Below are 16,016 nucleotides of genomic sequence, written 5' to 3'. Positions count from 1 at the left end.
ACCCCTGTGTCAACGCTAAAAGATGAGCTTTTTAGCAAATATGGCTGCGGAGTTTGCCGAAAAAGTAGCGCACTGTCCAGTGGTTGCCTCAGACGTGGCTGATTTCGCAACTTAAACGACCGTTTGACGACGTTGGCGACAAAGCGTTAAAAAAATGGCCAGCGCACCGTACTGCGCTGACCATGTCATTCAGCCTAGTGCAAGGCTAACCTTGCTGCCACCGCTTGAGTGAATCGAGATGCTGCGCCAGTGCTTGTGCCGTGACTTCGCCCTGTATACGTGCGTCGCGCACTTCTTCGCCTTGATGAAAGAACAGCAGGCTGGGCGGGCCAAACAGGTCGAAATGATTCAATAGCTCTCTGCTGTTTGCGTTGGTATTGGTAACATCGACTGCGACACGCTGAAAATCGTTCAATTGCGCGGCCACCTGCGGGTTGGGATAGACGTCTCGTTCCATCAACTTGCAGGATATGCACCAGTCGGCAGTGAAGTGTACGAAGACTGGCTGATTGGATTGAGCAGCTTGTGCCAGTTGGGATTGTAGCTCGCTCAGCGTACTGACCGTTTCAAAGGCCAGTGGCGTTTCGGCTGACGAGGTCGAGCTGCTGCCTAGCATCAATGGGCGTAGCGGATTGGTGCCGCCCTGAGCCGCTCCCAGCACCAGGGCTATCCCCCAGGCCAGCAGCAACAGGCCCAGGGTTTGGCGTACCCTGGCCCAGCCCGACGCGTGCTGGAGCGTCAAGGCTCCCAGCGTCAGGGCAGTCCCGATCGCCAGCGCTGCCCAGAGCAGCAGGCCGATGGAAGGCGCCACAAGACGTTCGATCATCCAGATGGCGACCCCCAGCATCAGCAAGCCAAACGCGACCTTGACGCCGTTCATCCAGGCGCCCGAACGCGGTAGCAGCGTCGTGCCAAAGGTGCCGACCAGCAGTAACGGCACGCCCATGCCCAGGCCCAGTGCAAAGAGGGCTGCGCCGCCCACCATGGCATCGCCCGTGGATGATATGAACACCAGGGCGCCCGCCAGTGGCGCCGTAACGCACGGTGAAACCACCAGTACCGAGAGCGCTCCCGCCAGGGCCAGGCCTGCCGGGCCGCTGCGCTGGGCTCGCGCCTGCCAGGCGTCGACGGTGTTGGCCACTCGGGGAGAAACGCGTAGATCGAAGGCGCCGAACATGGCCAGCGCAAAGAGGGTGAACAGCAGTGCAAAGGTGATGAGCACCGGCGCTGACTGAAGATGTGCCTGCAGGTTCAAGCCTGCGCCAAACAGCCCCATCAGCACGCCCACCAGCGCATAGGTGCTGGCCATGCCCAGCACGTAGCTGGCTGACAGCACGAAAGCACGGGGTCTGGTCGGGTTTTGCCCTACCACGATGGAGGAGAGAATGGGAATCATGGGCAGCACGCAGGGCGTAAAGGTCAAGCCGATACCCGCCACAAAGAATAGCCCTAGCATCAAGGGCAGGCTGGCCTCGCTCATCAGGTGGCGAAAACGGCTGTCCTCGCTTTGCGGGGCAGTAAAGGCTGAGGGTTGGGCGATAGAGGACTGCGCGTCGCTTGTTGATGCAGTATTGGCTGGAGCATCCGTCCCCTGGTGTTCACTCCATTGGGCGAACTGGCTGGGGGGTGACGCTTGCGGAGCTTCCAGCGTTACCCGCTCTGGCGGGTAGCAAAGTCCGGCATCGGCACACCCTTGAAACGTCAGCTCGATATGGGCCGGGCCAGAATGGGGCGCGGAAAAGGGTACTTCGAACACCAGACTGTCGCGAAAGATATAGACGTCGCCCATGAACTCATCGTTGGTGAACGTGCCCTCGGCGATAATGGGGGCTTCCAGGCGGAGATCGTCCTGCAGGCTGGCAACCGCGAGCTGGTGCCGATAAAGATAGTACTCATCGGCAATGTCGATGCCGATATACAGCGTTTCTGCGTCATGCCAGGCGCTGGGTTGGAACGCCTCCATGACAGGCAGAAAATCGCTTTGATTACTGGACGAAAACCATTGGCCTTGCGCCAGCAATGGCAAGCAGGCCAGTAGGCAAAAAAGAGAGAAGCGTTTGAGCAGTAACACGAGGTTTCCTTACGCAGCGGTGTCGAGGCAACAATAGCACGCAGAATAGCGTAACCGTTCGCCCAGGCGTAGCGGCTGCGGTGACGTGACGCGCTACTTCATGTTCGCTTAACCCAGTATGCAAAAGGCCGCCCGAAGGCGGCCTTGGACGAATCATGGCAGAACGTTTGCCACTTGAACGTCGACTCAGGACTTCTTGTAAGCCGCCACCGATTTTTCGATGGCCTTGCGAGCGGCTTCAACGCCTTCCCATGACTCTACCTTGACCCATTTGCCTTTTTCCAGATCCTTGTAATTCTCGAAGAAGTGGGCAATCTGCTGGCGCAGCAGTTCCGGCAGGTCGGTGACTTCCTGGACGTCATCATAGAGGGCAGAAAGCTTGGCATGAGGTACGCATACCAGCTTGGCGTCTTCGCCTGCTTCGTCAGTCATGTTCAGGATGCCTACCGGGCGGGCGCGAATGACGCTGCCGGGAGCGACCGGGTAGGGGGTCACCACGAGTGCGTCGAGGGGGTCGCCGTCATCTGCCAGGGTGTGAGGGATGAAGCCGTAGTTGGCCGGGTAAAACATGGGGGTGGCCATGAAACGGTCAACCAACAGCGCACCCATATCCTTGTCGATTTCGTATTTGATCGGCGCGTGGTTGGCAGGAATTTCGATCGCCACATAGATATCGTTGGGCAGATCCTTTCCAGCGGGGATGTTATCGAAGTTCATCTTGAGTTCCTTGGCTTGGCTTATCTATTGCGATTGAGGCAGATGTCAAACAATTGATGCATTGCATTAATAGGGCAGAATTATACGAACATGACTGCCAGATTACCAATGCGACATAGGTGTTTGACGTTGATGAAGACAGGGGGCGGAGTGCTCTTTGATGGCCGACACGACGTTTGGTGGGCATCGTTTCGGCGTCGCAGCGTGTATCATGTCGCCGTGTGATCGTGGCAAGGACCTTTATGTCCAGGAGGATGAGTTGGCGCACGCCCAGTTGCTAATCAGTTATGGTCAGGCTTTCGTTGCCCCGCAGCGCCGCCAGCATCGCAGCTCCATGTCGGTGCGCCTGCCGGATGCGCCCATATTGAAATCGAAAGGTGGCTGTGCCGTCATCAGCGACTCGCTGTCGCGCAATACCATGGCCAAGCAGGCAGGTGATCTAAGCGTGCGTGGCTTTTTGTCCGACTATTACTCCACCCCCGAGCACTGGGATACCAAGACCTCTGCCACCCGTGTCTTGAGGGCGCTCAACAGCTGGTGTTATAGCCAGAGTCAGCACGTCAAGGAAGGCGGTTTTGTGTCATCCATGTCTGCCCTGGTATTGCTTGGCCGCGAAGGGCACCTGTTTCATATGGGGGACACGCTGGTCTTTCGTCTGCGTGGGGCCGAGTTCGAACAGTTGACTCGTGACCATGTAACCGACGTGGGGGGGGTACCGCTATCCTTCTCGGGCATTGGGCATGGATGGCAGCCTGGACATCGATTACACCCATCTGCCGCTCAAGCAGGGGGATTTTTTCGTCTTCACCACCCAGGCCGTGCGCGGCACGCTCATGCCGTCTGACTATGTGCGCTTGATTCGTGAAGATGCCAGCGATCTCGATGCGGCCTGTGAGCGCCTGGCCAGCGAGGCCAAGCAGCGCGCCCATGAGCGCGGCTATGGAGGTGAGCAGTTCTGCTTTCAGATTCTGCGTGTCGATGAGCTGCCGGAAGAACCCAGTGATACGCCCAGTATGCTGTATGGGGACTTGCCCATCCCCCCGGAACTGGCGGTAGGCGAGCGGCTGGATGGCCTCGAAATACAGGCGGTGCTGTCGCGAAACGCGCAGTCCAGGGTCTACCGCGTACGCGATGTGCACAGCGACCGTATCATGGTCATGAAGGCGCCAAGCCCGGAGCTTTCGCTGCGCAATGCCTATCTGGAACACTTCCTGCTGCAGCAGTGGGTAGTGGAGCGGGTCAACTCCCCCTTCGTGGTCAAGGTCATGGAGCTGTCGCGTCCTCGCCGCTATCTCTACTATCTCATGCAGAACGTGGAAGGCGAGACGCTGCGTGAGTGGGCGCAGCGCCACCCTCAAGCCAGCTTGAACCAGCGTCTGGACATTGCCAACCAGCTGGGCAAGGCGGTACAGGCGCTGCACCACCGAGATATCATTCATCAGCAAATCAACCCGGATAACGTACTGATCGACCAGCACGGTAAAGTCGTGCTGACCGACTTCAGCGCCTGCCACATGCGCGAGGTGGATGGCCATCGCCAATCCGGCGACCTGCTGCGACAGGTGGGGCTTTGCGAGCATACGGCGCCTGAGTATGCGCTGGGCGACACCATTGGCCGCCGCAGCGACCAGTATTCGCTGGCTTCGACCGTTTACTGGTTACTGACCGGTGAGCTGCCGTACCTGTTGACACCTAACCGCCTGCGCAGCCATACCGATCTTGAAGAGCTGGCCTATCGCAGCGCGCGTACCACCAATCCTGAGATTACCCCGGAGCTGGATGAGGCGCTGCGTCGAGCCCTGGACCCCCAGCGAGCGCTGCGTTTTCGTCGCATGTCGGAGTTTCTCTACGCACTGCGTATGCCCTTGGGGCGTTTGCCGGTACGCGAAGAGTCGCGCCCAGAAGCTCGGCGGTTCTGGCAGGGGGTAGCGGGCATTCTTCTGCTGCTGTTGGTGCTCTCCTGGCTGTTGCGCTAGATCAAAACGCAGAAGGGATGGCCTGGGCCATCCCTTCTAGCGCGACTGCGGGCCGTTCAGGTCGTATTACAGCGTGAACGTGGGCAGTTTCTGCGCCACTTTCGCCAGCTTCAGCTTGGCGACTTTGGGCAGGCCATTTTCGAAGGGCGGGAAGTCTTCGCCTTGAATCAGCGGGGACAGGTAATCGCGGCACTGCTGAGTGATGTCGAAGCCACTTTCGCTGATGAAGTCACGTGGCATGAACTTTTCCTGGTTAGCGATTTGTGCCAAGGGAGCAGAGATCACGTCCCATTGGTACGGGGTCTGAGAGATGCGACGAATCGCCGGCATCATGGAGTTCTTGCCTGCCAGCGCCAGCGTCACGGCTTCGCGGCCCACGGCATAGGCCTGCTCCACATCGGTTTTGGAAGCCAGGTGGCGCGCCGCCCGCTGCAGATAGTCAGCCACGGCCCAATGGTACTTGTAACCCAGGTCCTGCTTGATCATGCCCGCCAGAGTGGGCGCTACACCGCCCAGCTGGCGGTGGCCAAAGGCGTCGGTGTTGCCTGCATCGGCCAGGAAGGTGCCGTCTTCGTAGCGTGCCCCTTCAGATACCACGATGACGCAGTAGCCGTACTTCTTGACGCTCTCATCGACCCTGGCCATGACCGCTTTGCGGTTGAATGCCACCTCGGGGAAGATGATCAGGTGAGGCGGTTCACCTTCGCCTTCCCCTGCCAGGCCACCCGCTGCTGCAATCCAGCCTGCATGACGCCCCATGACCTCAAGCACGAATACCTTGGTAGACGTGGCACACATCGAGGCGATGTCCAGAGACGCTTCGCGAGTAGAAGTGGCAATGTACTTGGCCACGCTACCAAATCCGGGGCTGTTGTCGGTGATGGGCAGATCGTTGTCGACGGTTTTCGGTACGTGAATGGCGGTCAGTGGATAGCCCATTTTTTCCGATAGCTGAGACACCTTGAGACACGTGTCGGCGCTATCACCTCCGCCGTTGTAGAAGAAGTAGCGAATATCGTGGGCTTTGAAGACCTCGATCAAGCGCTCGTACTGGGTGCGGTGGGTGTCGATATCCTTGAGCTTGTAGCGACATGAGCCAAAAGCACCGCCCGGGGTGTGGCGCAGGGCAGCAATGGCGTCGTCGCTCTCCTGGCTGACGTCGATCAGGTCTTCAGTCAGGGCGCCGATGATGCCGTTATGGCCGGCATACACCTTGCCGATCTGATCGGGGGCTTGCCGACACGCTTCGATCACGCCGCAGGCGCTGGCATTGATGACGGCGGTAACGCCACCGGACTGGGCATAAAAGGCATTGTGCAGGGCCATGGAACGTTTCGTCTCCTGAGCGAGTGTCGTGTTGCTAGCTAAATGAGTTTTCGGGGTATCAGTAAATGCTGCGGAGTTTAGCCTAAAGCCGTTGCCACTGCATTACACGCAGGGCAAGGCTGCTGGAGCTACTCCTCGCCTGCGTCCATGGCTTGCTCTTTCAACGCCAGCTGCCAGCCGCCCAGATCCTTGTAGCGATTGACCATGGCGCAGAATAGTTCGGCGGTGCGCTCGGTATCATAACGGGCGGAGTGAGCCGATTTGTTGTCGAATTCGATGCCCGCCGCACGACAGGCGCGTGCCAGCACGGTCTGGCCGTAAACGAAACCCGCCAGGGTCGCTGTATCGAAACTCGAGAACGGATGAAACGGGTTGCGCTTGACGCCACACCGATTGGCGGCTGCGTTCAGAAACCCTTGATCGAACGCCGCGTTGTGGCCTACCAGAATGGCGCGAGAGCAGCCATGCGCCTTGATGGACTTGCGAATGGGGCGAAAGATTTCCCCCAACGCCTCGGACTCGCTCAAGGCGACCTGGCGGCGCAGCGGGTCATCCAGGTTGATACCCGTGAAATCGAGAGCCGATTGCTCCACATTGGCCCCCTCGAAGGGGTGAATATGGTAAGCATAGGTGGCGTCGGGCAGTAGATTGCCTTCCGGGTCCATGGTGAGCGTCACAGCGGCAATTTCCAGTACGGCATCCGTCTGGGCATTGAACCCGCCCGTTTCCAGGTCAATGACTACCGGCAGGTAACTGCGAAAACGCTGGGCCATCAGATCGCGGGCAATTGCCTCGCTCATGCAGCTCTCCTTAGTAAAGCGAGTAATCGAACACAGTGGCGGTCATGGGGAGTCGCCACGAATGAGCTGATTCTAGCAGCTTTGGGCCCAAGGCGTCGTTGACGGTATTCGCTGGGCAATGAGAGCGCTATACTGGGTGCCAGGTGTAATGGGTAGTGCCCGAGCGTGCTACCGATTCTGGTGAACTGTGTTCTTATTCAAGAGGAGCAAAGAATGTCCGATGTCAAAAAGGTTGTGCTGGCATATTCAGGCGGCCTGGACACATCCGTTATCGTCAAGTGGTTGCAAGAGACCTACAACTGCGAGGTAGTGACCTTCACTGCCGACATCGGTCAAGGTGAGGAAGTCGAGCCCGCGCGTGCCAAGGCCCAGGCGCTGGGTGTCAAGGAAATCTATATCGAAGACCTGCGTGAAGAGTTCGTGCGCGATTACGTCTTCCCCATGTTCCGTGCCAACACCATTTACGAAGGCGAGTACCTGCTGGGTACTTCCATCGCTCGCCCGCTGATTGCCAAGCGTTTGATCGAAATCGCCAACGAAACCGGCGCCGACGCCATTTCCCACGGTGCGACCGGCAAAGGCAACGACCAGGTGCGTTTCGAGCTGGGCGGCTATGCGCTCAAGCCGGGCGTCAAGGTCATCGCACCTTGGCGCGAGTGGGACCTCACTTCACGCGAGAAGCTGATGGCCTACTGCGCAGAGCACAATATCCCGGTGGACTTCTCCAACAAGAAGAAGAAATCCCCGTACTCCATGGATGCCAACCTGCTGCACATCTCCTACGAAGGCGGCATTCTGGAAGATCCGTGGGCCGAAGCCGAAGAAGACATGTGGCGCTGGAGCGTTTCACCGGAAGCCGCCCCTGAGCAGCCCACCTACGTCGAGCTGACCTTCGAGCAAGGCGATATCGTGGCCATCGATGGCGAGCCGTTGAAGCCCCATGAAATCCTCGAAAAGCTCAACAAGCTGGGCGGCGACAACGGTATCGGTCGTCTGGATATCGTCGAAAACCGCTATGTGGGCATGAAGTCTCGCGGCTGCTACGAAACTCCCGGAGGCACGATCATGCTGCGTGCCCACCGCGCCATCGAGTCGCTGACGCTGGACCGTGAAGAAGCACACCTGAAAGATCAGCTGATGCCCAAGTACGCCGAAGTGATCTACAACGGCTACTGGTGGAGCCCCGAGCGTCGCATGCTGCAGGCGGCCATTGACGAAACGCAGAAAAACGTTTCAGGCGTCGTGCGCATGAAACTCTACAAGGGCAATGCCACGGTGGTGGGCCGCAAATCCGAGCAGTCGCTGTTCGACGAGTCCATTGCCACCTTCGAAGACGATGCCGGTGCCTACAATCAGAAAGATGCCGAAGGCTTCATCAAGCTGAACGCACTGCGCCTGCGCATTGCGGCAGGTAAAGGTCGCCAGCAAAGCTAGTCTCTTCCCTTGTGGCCAGCCCCGGTGGGTTGGTCACTCTTTCCTGGAGTGGTCATGTTTAAAAAACTACTTGCGGGCCTGTTTGGGTCAAGCGATGAGCGTGGAGGCGCTTCGGGCACCAAGGCGGCAGAGCCTGTTGCCTACAAAGAGTACCTGATCATTTCCCAGCCGGATGACCAGAGTGGCCAGTACCGTGTCAGCGGTGTGATTCGTAAAGCCATTGCGGGTGATAGCGTTCAAGAGCACCGTTTCGAGCGTTCTGACATGCTGCCAGGGCGTGATGCCTGCGATGCGCTGATGGTCAGCAAGGCGCAGCGCTTCATCGATGAGGTGGGGGACGCGATGTTCGAACCGGACCCCCGTCGTGAAAGCGGTACCCCTAACTAAGCTGTGAATCCATCAAGGCACGCGCTTCAGCGGCCGCTTTCAGCATGAACTCTGCGGGCACGCTCGTCAGGACGGCGCCCTGCTCACAGGCCGCTATATCCACCAGCAGTTGCCTCAGTGCGCCGGCATAGCTTGCCAGCGCCTTGTGTATGCTCTGGCTCAGGGGCAGCTCCTGCAGCATGTCAGCCATTTCAATCCCCAGTATGACCGGCATGCGCGAAAACAGCCCGACGATAAAGGCCTCTTCTGCGTCCAGTCCGCGCTGCTCCGCCAAGGCCTCACAGCCAAAAGCGCGCGTCAGCCCATTGATCAGGTTGACCTTGCTGGCCGGATTGTTGCCTGCCAGCATGACGATCGATACCAGGGTGCGTAGCTCCTTCAACCCAATAATGTGAATACAATCCAGCAGCTTGTAGGCGGGACGCTGTGCGGCTTTTTCGGCGGAATTGGCTCGCTTCAACACCGCATTGAGCAAGTACGGGTCGCGGGCAATCAGCGTGCTCAGTGCAGGCAAACGAACCCGGTCGCTGTAAAGCTGCGCCAGTAGCTGCATCTGATTGGCGCGCGAGGTGCTATGTCGCCGGGTTCTGGTGGTTTGAATTTTTGGACGCTGATAGAAATAGCCCTGGAAAAGACTAAAACCGAGCGCTTTGCACTGCTCGAATTCGTCATGGGTTTCGACCCGCTCTGCCAGCAATGTGTAGCCCTGCCGGTGGAGAGACGAAATCATATCAACGGGCAAGCCCACCGAAATATCGAATTTGACGATATCGGCAAAGGCCATCAGCCCTTGATTGGCTGAGTGGGGCTCTACGTCATCCAGCGCCAGTCGATAGCCCTGCTTTTTCAGCCGCCTGAGAGCGTCGGTCAAGGGTTCGCTGGGCTGCGTGTCTTCCAGAATTTCGATGACGATTTGATCCGCAGGAAGGCCAGCTAAATCGGGGTTCAACAGCCAGTCATGGGAAGCGTTTATAAACAGCTGACGTTGGCCGCAGAGCTTATCGAGACCGATTTCATAAATGGCGACGGCACAGGCGCGAGCCGTCGCTTGAACGTCGTCCATAATGACGGCACTCCCCGCGCTGGCGCTTCCCCGGTAGAGTAACTCATCCGCGACATGCTGCAGCTGCACGTTGACGATGGGCTGGATAGCGATCGTGTAATGGTCGCTCTCGATATCGATAAGTTCTGACCCGCTCAACATGATACAGCTCCAGCATAGAGACATAACGGCGTACAAGGATCCAAAGAATACCGTATAATTGCGGGAACATACTAGTTACATCACAACACATTGCGTTGACAAAAAGAGAGGCGTTACTTGAAGGTTAGGGCGGGTAACTCGATCGACATCCGAGTGCCACCCAAGGGCGAGGCCTCTGCCCACATTTTTCCCCCGAGATGCAGAACGATGGCACGGCTGATGGGTAATCCCAGCCCACTGCCTTTGGGTCGCTGTGGCTTGGAGTGTCCGTTGCGCTGCAACTGATAGAACTTTTCGAAAACATGCTCCCTTTCTTCTTCGGGAATGCCTGGCCCATTATCGTCCACGCTCAGGCGAAAATGATCTTCATAGGCTTCTACGCTTAGCATTATCTCGGGATGGGTGTGGTGCGCGAACTTGCGCGCGTTTTCCAGCAGATTGATGATCACCTGTTCCAGCCTGTCGGGGTCGGCTTCTACCATGGCAGTCTCGGGCTGCACCACCAATTCAAAGGTCAGGGCTTCTTCTTGATGCAAGCGGGCCAGTGCGTCACTGCTTTGTCGGGCCAATACCACCAGATCGACGGGTTGGGGTGACATGGTGAAACGTCCACTTTCCAGACGCGCCAGATCGAGTATTTCCTCGATCAGCCGGGAGAGTCGCTCACTTTCCTGCACCATGATGGTCAGGAACTGATGGCGCTTGTCATCGCTGATGTCCGGAGTGTCGCGCAATATTTCGGCAAACGAGCGAATCGACGTCAGGGGGGTTCGTAACTCATGGCTGACCATGGCCACGAACTCATCTTTCATCCGGTCCAGCTCGCGCAGCCGCTCATTGGCACTGCGCAGTTCCTTGCCCACCCGGGCCAGCTCCTGGGATTTCTGCTCAAGGCGCCGGTTGTACTCCAGCGTCTGTGACGTGGTATCCAGAATGCTCAGCACCGAGGCGACGTCCAGCGCTTCACCGCGCAGCACCGAATTGATCAACACGCTGGCGGAGGCACTGCCCAGCGAGCCTGCCAGCGCCTGCTCGGCCCGCGTGATCAGCGCGCTGGAAGCAGGCTGTGTTTTATTCAGCGGCCCATGTTGGGTAAACACGCGCTCAGTGGCCGTACTGCCCAGGTAACGGATGAGCAGGGCGTGTAGGGCGCCTTCGGTGGTTTCCCCCCGCCACAGAGAGGTCGTGTGCAGGTCCGGATGCATGGCGCCGGTGAAGAGCGCTGCCTGGGTCTGCTCCAGCGGCGTGGGCCGGGTAAACAGCGACACACCCACCAGCAGTCCCACATTGCACAGCATGCTCCAGAACAGTGAGTGGGTATAAATATCCCAGCCGGTCAGGCCCAGCAGGGCATAGGGCGACAGCCACGCTAGCCCCCAGGGGCCCTGGGTGATCAGCGCGCTATCCAGCCATCCCGATTGAGCAAAGCCCGGCAGCAGCAGGGTGTAGAACCAGACAATAAAACCTGCTATCAGAGCTGCGGCTGCCCCTTGGTGGGTGGCGCCGCGCCAGTAAAGGCCAATCAGCAGCGCGGGGGCAAATTGAGCGACGCCCGCAAACGAGACCAGTCCAATGGTGACCAGGCTGTAAGTGTCGCCAATCAGCGCGTGGTAGAGATACCCCATCAGCAGAATCACGACGATGGCGATTCGGCGTATCCCCAGCAGCCAATCGGCCAGCTTGCCGTGGCTGCCGATATAGAGCCCTTTGACCTTGAGCAACAGCGGCATGACCAGTTGGTTGCTTACCATGGTAGAGAGCGCGATGGTTTCCACGATCACCATCCCCGTAGCCGCGGACAGCCCACCGATGAACACCAGCAAGGGCAGGCCCTCGAGACCCGCGGAGAGAGGCAGCGTCAGCACGAAGCTGTCCGGGTCTCCGGCATCCAGCAGCAGCCCCGCCAGGGCAATGGGAATCACGAACAGGTTGATCAGCAGCATGTAGAGCGGAAACAGCCAGCTGGCGCGAATCAGGTGCTGCTCATCGACGTTCTCGACGACCAGTACCTGGAACTGACGTGGCAGGGTCAAAAAAGCCAGAAACGCGAGCAGCAGCATGCCCACCCAGCCGGTGGCCCCGCCGGGTACGCTCTCCAGGCGCATGGCGTTGGCCAGCTCCGGCATGGCCGCGGCCTGCGCGAACAGGGCAGCAGGCCCCTCGAACAGCACGAAGGTGACGAAGATGCCTACCGCTAGAAATGCCACCAGCTTGACCAGCGACTCGACCGCAATGGCCGCGACCATGCCCTCATGGCGCTCGCTGGCATCCAGATGTCGAGTGCCGAACAGAATGATGAACACGGCCAGTACCATGGCGATCCAGAACGAACGATCACTCCAGAACCGCTCGGTGGCCAGGGTCGCGTCGGCACTCAACGGGTAATTCATCAGCACTGCATGGCTGACCGTGATCGCCTTGAGCTGCAGCGCGATATAAGGCGTGATGGTAATCAAAGCCATAAGGGCCACCAGAGCACCCAGCAGAGAACTCTTGCCATAACGAGCACTGATGAAGTCGGCAATCGAGGTGATCCGCTGCTGAGCCGCAATGCGCACCATCTTGCGTAGCGTGAAAGGCGCCAACAGCATGGCCAGCGTTGGCCCCAGATAGATGAGCAGGAAGCTAGGGCCAAACTGCGCGGCCCGGCCCACGCTGCCGTAAAAGGTCCAGGCGGTACAGTAGACCGCAATGGAGAGCGCATAAACCGTGGGCGAGCCAATCAGCGAGCGCCCCTGTTCGGCGCGGCGGTCTCCCCAGGCGGCCACCATGAACAGCAGTGCCAAGTAGCTGAAGGCAGCGCCAATCACCACCAGGTCGGTACGCATGGTCATCGCCGCCTGGGCGCTTCCACCAGCCAAGCGGTCATGCCGACCAGCGCGCCCCAGACCACGAACAGGTAGAGCGGCAGCCAACCCAATGGGGAGGGCAAACGGTCCATAATCAGCAGGGCAGGCGGACAAAACAGCAGCAGCGCCAATAGGATCAAGGCGATCAATCTTTCCTGACGTCGGGAGAGCGGGCGGGTGTTTTTCATGAAGCGCTGGCATCCTCACGGTCGAAGGCATTGGCCTGCAGGGCTAGCAGCTCCTCCAGGGTATCGATGCCTCTGGCTTCCAGCCGAGGCAGCAGCGCCAACCATAGCTCCGCCGTGACGCGGGCATCGCCCAGCGCCGTATGCCGCGTGCCGGGGGGAAAGTGCAGATCGTAGCGCTTGGCCAGGGTATCCAGGTCGTGACCATCCAGCGCTTCGTCCAGAGCTCTGGAGATCAACAGCGTATCGAGCACCGGCATGTCAAAGCGCACGCCGTGGCCGCTGATGGCCAGCATGTCGAAGGCGGCGTTGTGGGCCAGCAAGACGGCATTGTCCACATAGGCGCTGAACCAGGTCAGCACGCTGTCCAGCGTGGCAGCCCCCGCCACATCGGCATCGGTAATGCCGTGGATGACCGTGCTGGCTGCCGGAATGGGACGTTGGGGGTCGACGTAATGGTTGAAAACGTCACTGGCCAACAGCCGGCCATTGACGATACGGCACGCCCCCAGGCTGATCACCGTATCGCCTCGACGCAGCTCCAGTCCGGTGGTTTCCGTATCGAAGGAGACAATATCCAGGTTGCGCAAGCGTCGGTTGGCCAATGCATCATCCGGGGCGGGCAGCTGGGCAATGCCGAAGTCGTGGAACTCAGGCCGTGGCGGGGCGGGTTCACGGGGAGCGTCGGTACGCTCTATGGTGGGTAGCGGCATGCGCAAACGCGCGTGGCGCTTGTCGCTGTCGGCAACGCTCCAGATATCAGCGGCGTGCTGGCGCAGGATGTCGGCCACCGATGGGCCCAGCGGCAGCGCCGTCAGCCGCTCTTCACGCCAGCGTACCAGCTCGCTCTCGGGCACGGGAGCGCCTTGCCAGATCAGGTCGACGTAAACGCGTTTCTGATGATGGCTCAGCTCACCCTCGAAGCCGCCGCTGGGCAAGTGACTGTGTAAATAGCGTACCAATGAGTTGAACAGCTCGATCAGAGCGGGAGCATCGCCCTTGAACCAGGCAGGCATGCCAATAGGGGTGATCAGCCGATGGGCAGGGTCCAGGCGTTCATCCAGGGATTGCCAGAAATCATTGGACCACATGGGCCGCAAGCGCTCGCCGTGGTACTGCATGTCTTCGAGGAGCGTGGCCATTCTGGCGACCTGCTGGTTCAGGCCATGGCTCTCTTCATGAATGACCTGCTCCAGGCGTTCTCTTAATGCAGGGTCCTGGGGCAGAGTGCCCAGCTGTCGAATCACATCCGCTGCGCTGCCCAGACTGGCAGAGTGCTGGCGTAGCGATGGCAATAGACTGCCAAGGTCGGCACGCACGCCCATCTCATTGTTCCATGCCGTGGTGGCATCGCTGCACGTGACCAGGGTTTCCTTCTCGCTGCCGGGCACGCGTCGAATCACCACTTTCAGCCAGCGTTGTTCGCAGGGGGCCAGCAGTTCGCGGGGAGAGCCATCGTCCGGTAGCTGGGCCAGGGCATGTTCAAGGCCAACGGTGGGCAGCAGCGTGTCGAGGCGTTTGCCAAGCCCCAGCCCCGTGTGCCCGGCAAAAAAATCCTCGGCGGCCTGGTTGAACAGCATGACCCGGCGATGACGGTCGCAGAGCAGCAGCGGCGTTTCCAACACTTGCAAAAGGGTTTCCAGCTCTTGGCGTATGCGGGTGGCGCTACGCGCACCCTCTGCATGAGCGGTGGCCAACCGCCCTCGGTCGGCGCGCCAGCTCTGGCTGAGGCGACGCAAATCGGGGCCGAGCCCCTTCAGCCAGCCTTCGGGGGTGTTCTCGTCCTGGGCGTCCGGATTGGCTACCCAGCGTGCCAACTGGGCCTGAAGGTGGCGCAGCGGGGTGAACAGCATGCGTTCGAGCAGCAGCCCGACCAGAAAAATCGTCATGCCGCCAGAGAAGCTGCCCAACCACAGCGCGGCGCGGGCAATTCCCGACAGGCCCAGCTGAGCATCGAGCCAGGCGGCAAAAATAGCCCCGCCAAGCAGGCTGATGCCGCTCAACAGCAGCCATACGCCCATGAGGCGCTGGCGTTTGGGTAACCCTTTGCCGGTCATGGCGTTCGCTCACCCAACAGGGATTTGACCTTTTCCACCAGTTGCTGAGTGGAAAAGGGTTTGGTCACGTAGTCGTCTGCTCCCAGCGCCAGGCCTTTCTCACGCTCTACTTCGCGGCCGTGGGCGGTCAGCATGATGACTGGCAGCCGCTGGGTCGTTGCTTGCTGTTCACGCTGGCGCAGCTGCTCGAGCACTTCGAAGCCGCTGATGCCGGGCAGGCTGATATCCAACAACAGCAGGTCGGGGGAGGCATCTTCCAGACGTAAAAGTGCGCTTTCTCCATCCTCGGCAGTCACGACTTCGAGTCCGGCATGGGACATCAAGAACTCCAGAGACAGGACAATATTGGGTTCATCGTCGACCACTAAGACTTTGGCCATGGAGGGCTCCTGATAACGCAACGTTATTATTGGTTCTTGAAGAAGTTTAGGTAGCCAAGCCGAGCCCGCCAAGACGACCTTCGATGAGTATTGCCATGACGTCTACAACTTTCGCAGTGGTTTAAAGCCATAAAAGGGCTTTTTCATGGACTTGCCAGACGTCTCATACCACTATGAAAACGCTCGGAGTGAGCAAGCGAGTAAGCCCAACAATAAAGCATCATCATTAAAGGAGCTGCGCTTATGAGTGCTATTTTCTTGGGGTATCCGGAATCTAGTGTGTAATTCCACTTCAGCCTACAGCGTGTCACATAATCCGTAAACCGGAATTGCGTGTGTGATACCTCTGTCGTATCATCGGGCTTCTAAACCGGAACTAAGTGTGTATTCTGTCGTCAGAATTCGCACGTAGTCGAAGGCTCGACGAACGACTGGCCAGGAGTGGAAAACATGGCGATTAGTCAGGCACGCATTATCGAATCCATGGAGCAGGCCTGCTCCAACCTCAATCCGGATGAGTTCATTGATACCGGAATTGAGGGAGAGAGAAAATCATCTATTCCCACACTCAATTCCGGATACCCTTTTCTTGCTGGTGGTGGGTCTTGGGGCAATGGCGATGGGGTACTT

Annotated in this window: 12 protein-coding genes and 1 pseudogene; 4 read left to right on the top strand and 9 right to left on the bottom strand. The window is 59.0% G+C overall.

All coding sequences use genetic code 11. The features are described from left to right. Nucleotides 1–205: 205 nt before the first annotated feature. Nucleotides 206–2,071 carry a protein-disulfide reductase DsbD gene (dsbD, locus tag B7L72_RS06485; protein ID WP_081193309.1) on the bottom strand — a complete coding sequence of 622 codons (1,866 nt, stop codon included), beginning with the start codon at nucleotides 2,069–2,071 and terminating at the stop codon, nucleotides 206–208. Nucleotides 2,072–2,257: 186 nt separating this feature from the next. Then, on the bottom strand, nucleotides 2,258–2,788 hold the full coding sequence (gene ppa, locus B7L72_RS06480; RefSeq protein ID WP_081193307.1) for an inorganic diphosphatase: 531 nt from the start codon (nucleotides 2,786–2,788) through the stop codon (nucleotides 2,258–2,260). A gap of 259 nt (nucleotides 2,789–3,047) precedes the next feature. Here ppa and B7L72_RS06475 point away from each other — a divergent pair. Then, nucleotides 3,048–4,764 (top strand): annotated as a pseudogene (locus tag B7L72_RS06475) (protein kinase domain-containing protein). A gap of 66 nt (nucleotides 4,765–4,830) precedes the next feature. Here B7L72_RS06475 and B7L72_RS06470 read toward each other — a convergent pair. Both B7L72_RS06470 and rnt read right to left on the bottom strand, forming a co-directional pair. Continuing rightward, complete coding sequence (locus tag B7L72_RS06470) at nucleotides 4,831–6,090, bottom strand: 6-phosphofructokinase (protein ID WP_081137282.1); 1,260 nt, start codon at nucleotides 6,088–6,090, stop codon at nucleotides 4,831–4,833. A 128-nt stretch (nucleotides 6,091–6,218) separates the two neighbouring features. Then, nucleotides 6,219–6,890: a ribonuclease T gene (rnt, locus tag B7L72_RS06465; RefSeq protein ID WP_081137284.1), complete on the bottom strand. Its 672-nt coding sequence runs from the start codon at nucleotides 6,888–6,890 to the stop codon at nucleotides 6,219–6,221. A 213-nt stretch (nucleotides 6,891–7,103) separates the two neighbouring features. Here rnt and B7L72_RS06460 point away from each other — a divergent pair, with 213 nt between their 5' ends. Together B7L72_RS06460 and B7L72_RS06455 are read left to right on the top strand one after the other, a co-directional pair. After that, complete coding sequence (locus tag B7L72_RS06460; RefSeq protein WP_081193305.1) at nucleotides 7,104–8,324, top strand: argininosuccinate synthase; 1,221 nt, start codon at nucleotides 7,104–7,106, stop codon at nucleotides 8,322–8,324. A gap of 54 nt (nucleotides 8,325–8,378) precedes the next feature. Further along, nucleotides 8,379–8,711, top strand: a complete 333-nt coding sequence (locus B7L72_RS06455; RefSeq protein WP_016913726.1) for an HlyU family transcriptional regulator — start codon at nucleotides 8,379–8,381, stop codon at nucleotides 8,709–8,711. On the opposite strand, the gene B7L72_RS06450 is transcribed toward B7L72_RS06455, so the two are convergent. The 5 genes from B7L72_RS06450 to B7L72_RS06430 all read right to left on the bottom strand — a co-directional run bounded on the left by B7L72_RS06450 (nucleotide 8,704) and on the right by B7L72_RS06430 (nucleotide 15,386). Further along, nucleotides 8,704–9,915: an EAL and HDOD domain-containing protein gene (locus B7L72_RS06450; RefSeq protein ID WP_081137286.1), complete on the bottom strand. Its 1,212-nt coding sequence runs from the start codon at nucleotides 9,913–9,915 to the stop codon at nucleotides 8,704–8,706. The two genes, B7L72_RS06455 and B7L72_RS06450, sit on opposite strands and share 8 nt — an antisense overlap. A gap of 113 nt (nucleotides 9,916–10,028) precedes the next feature. Next, the gene (locus tag B7L72_RS06445) at nucleotides 10,029–12,743 is read right to left on the bottom strand and encodes a sensor histidine kinase (protein WP_081193303.1); all 2,715 of its coding nucleotides are present in this window, start codon (nucleotides 12,741–12,743) and stop codon (nucleotides 10,029–10,031) included. A 2-nt stretch (nucleotides 12,744–12,745) separates the two neighbouring features. Beyond that, a complete protein-coding gene (locus B7L72_RS06440) occupies nucleotides 12,746–12,952 on the bottom strand; it encodes a hypothetical protein (protein WP_081193301.1) in 207 nt (68 codons plus the stop codon). Further along, a complete protein-coding gene (locus B7L72_RS06435; protein WP_081193299.1) occupies nucleotides 12,949–15,006 on the bottom strand; it encodes a 3'-5' exonuclease in 2,058 nt (685 codons plus the stop codon). Before B7L72_RS06435 ends, B7L72_RS06440 begins: the two co-directional genes overlap by 4 nt. Continuing rightward, entirely contained in the window at nucleotides 15,003–15,386 is a 384-nt protein-coding gene (locus B7L72_RS06430) for a response regulator transcription factor (RefSeq protein WP_039178151.1), read from the bottom strand. The genes B7L72_RS06435 and B7L72_RS06430 overlap by 4 nt, the downstream gene beginning before the upstream one ends. A 450-nt stretch (nucleotides 15,387–15,836) precedes the next feature. Here B7L72_RS06430 and B7L72_RS18505 point away from each other — a divergent pair. Continuing rightward, nucleotides 15,837–16,016 (top strand): hypothetical protein (locus B7L72_RS18505; protein ID WP_176212843.1); only part of this gene is annotated, 180 nt, incomplete at its 3' end.

The organism is Halomonas sp. BC1, assembly GCF_002078135.1.
GTDB classification, from domain to species: Bacteria; Pseudomonadota; Gammaproteobacteria; order Pseudomonadales; family Halomonadaceae; genus Vreelandella; species Vreelandella stevensii.
The sequence above is the reverse complement of the archived record's forward strand: the minus strand, read 5'-3'. Positions and strand labels throughout refer to the sequence as shown.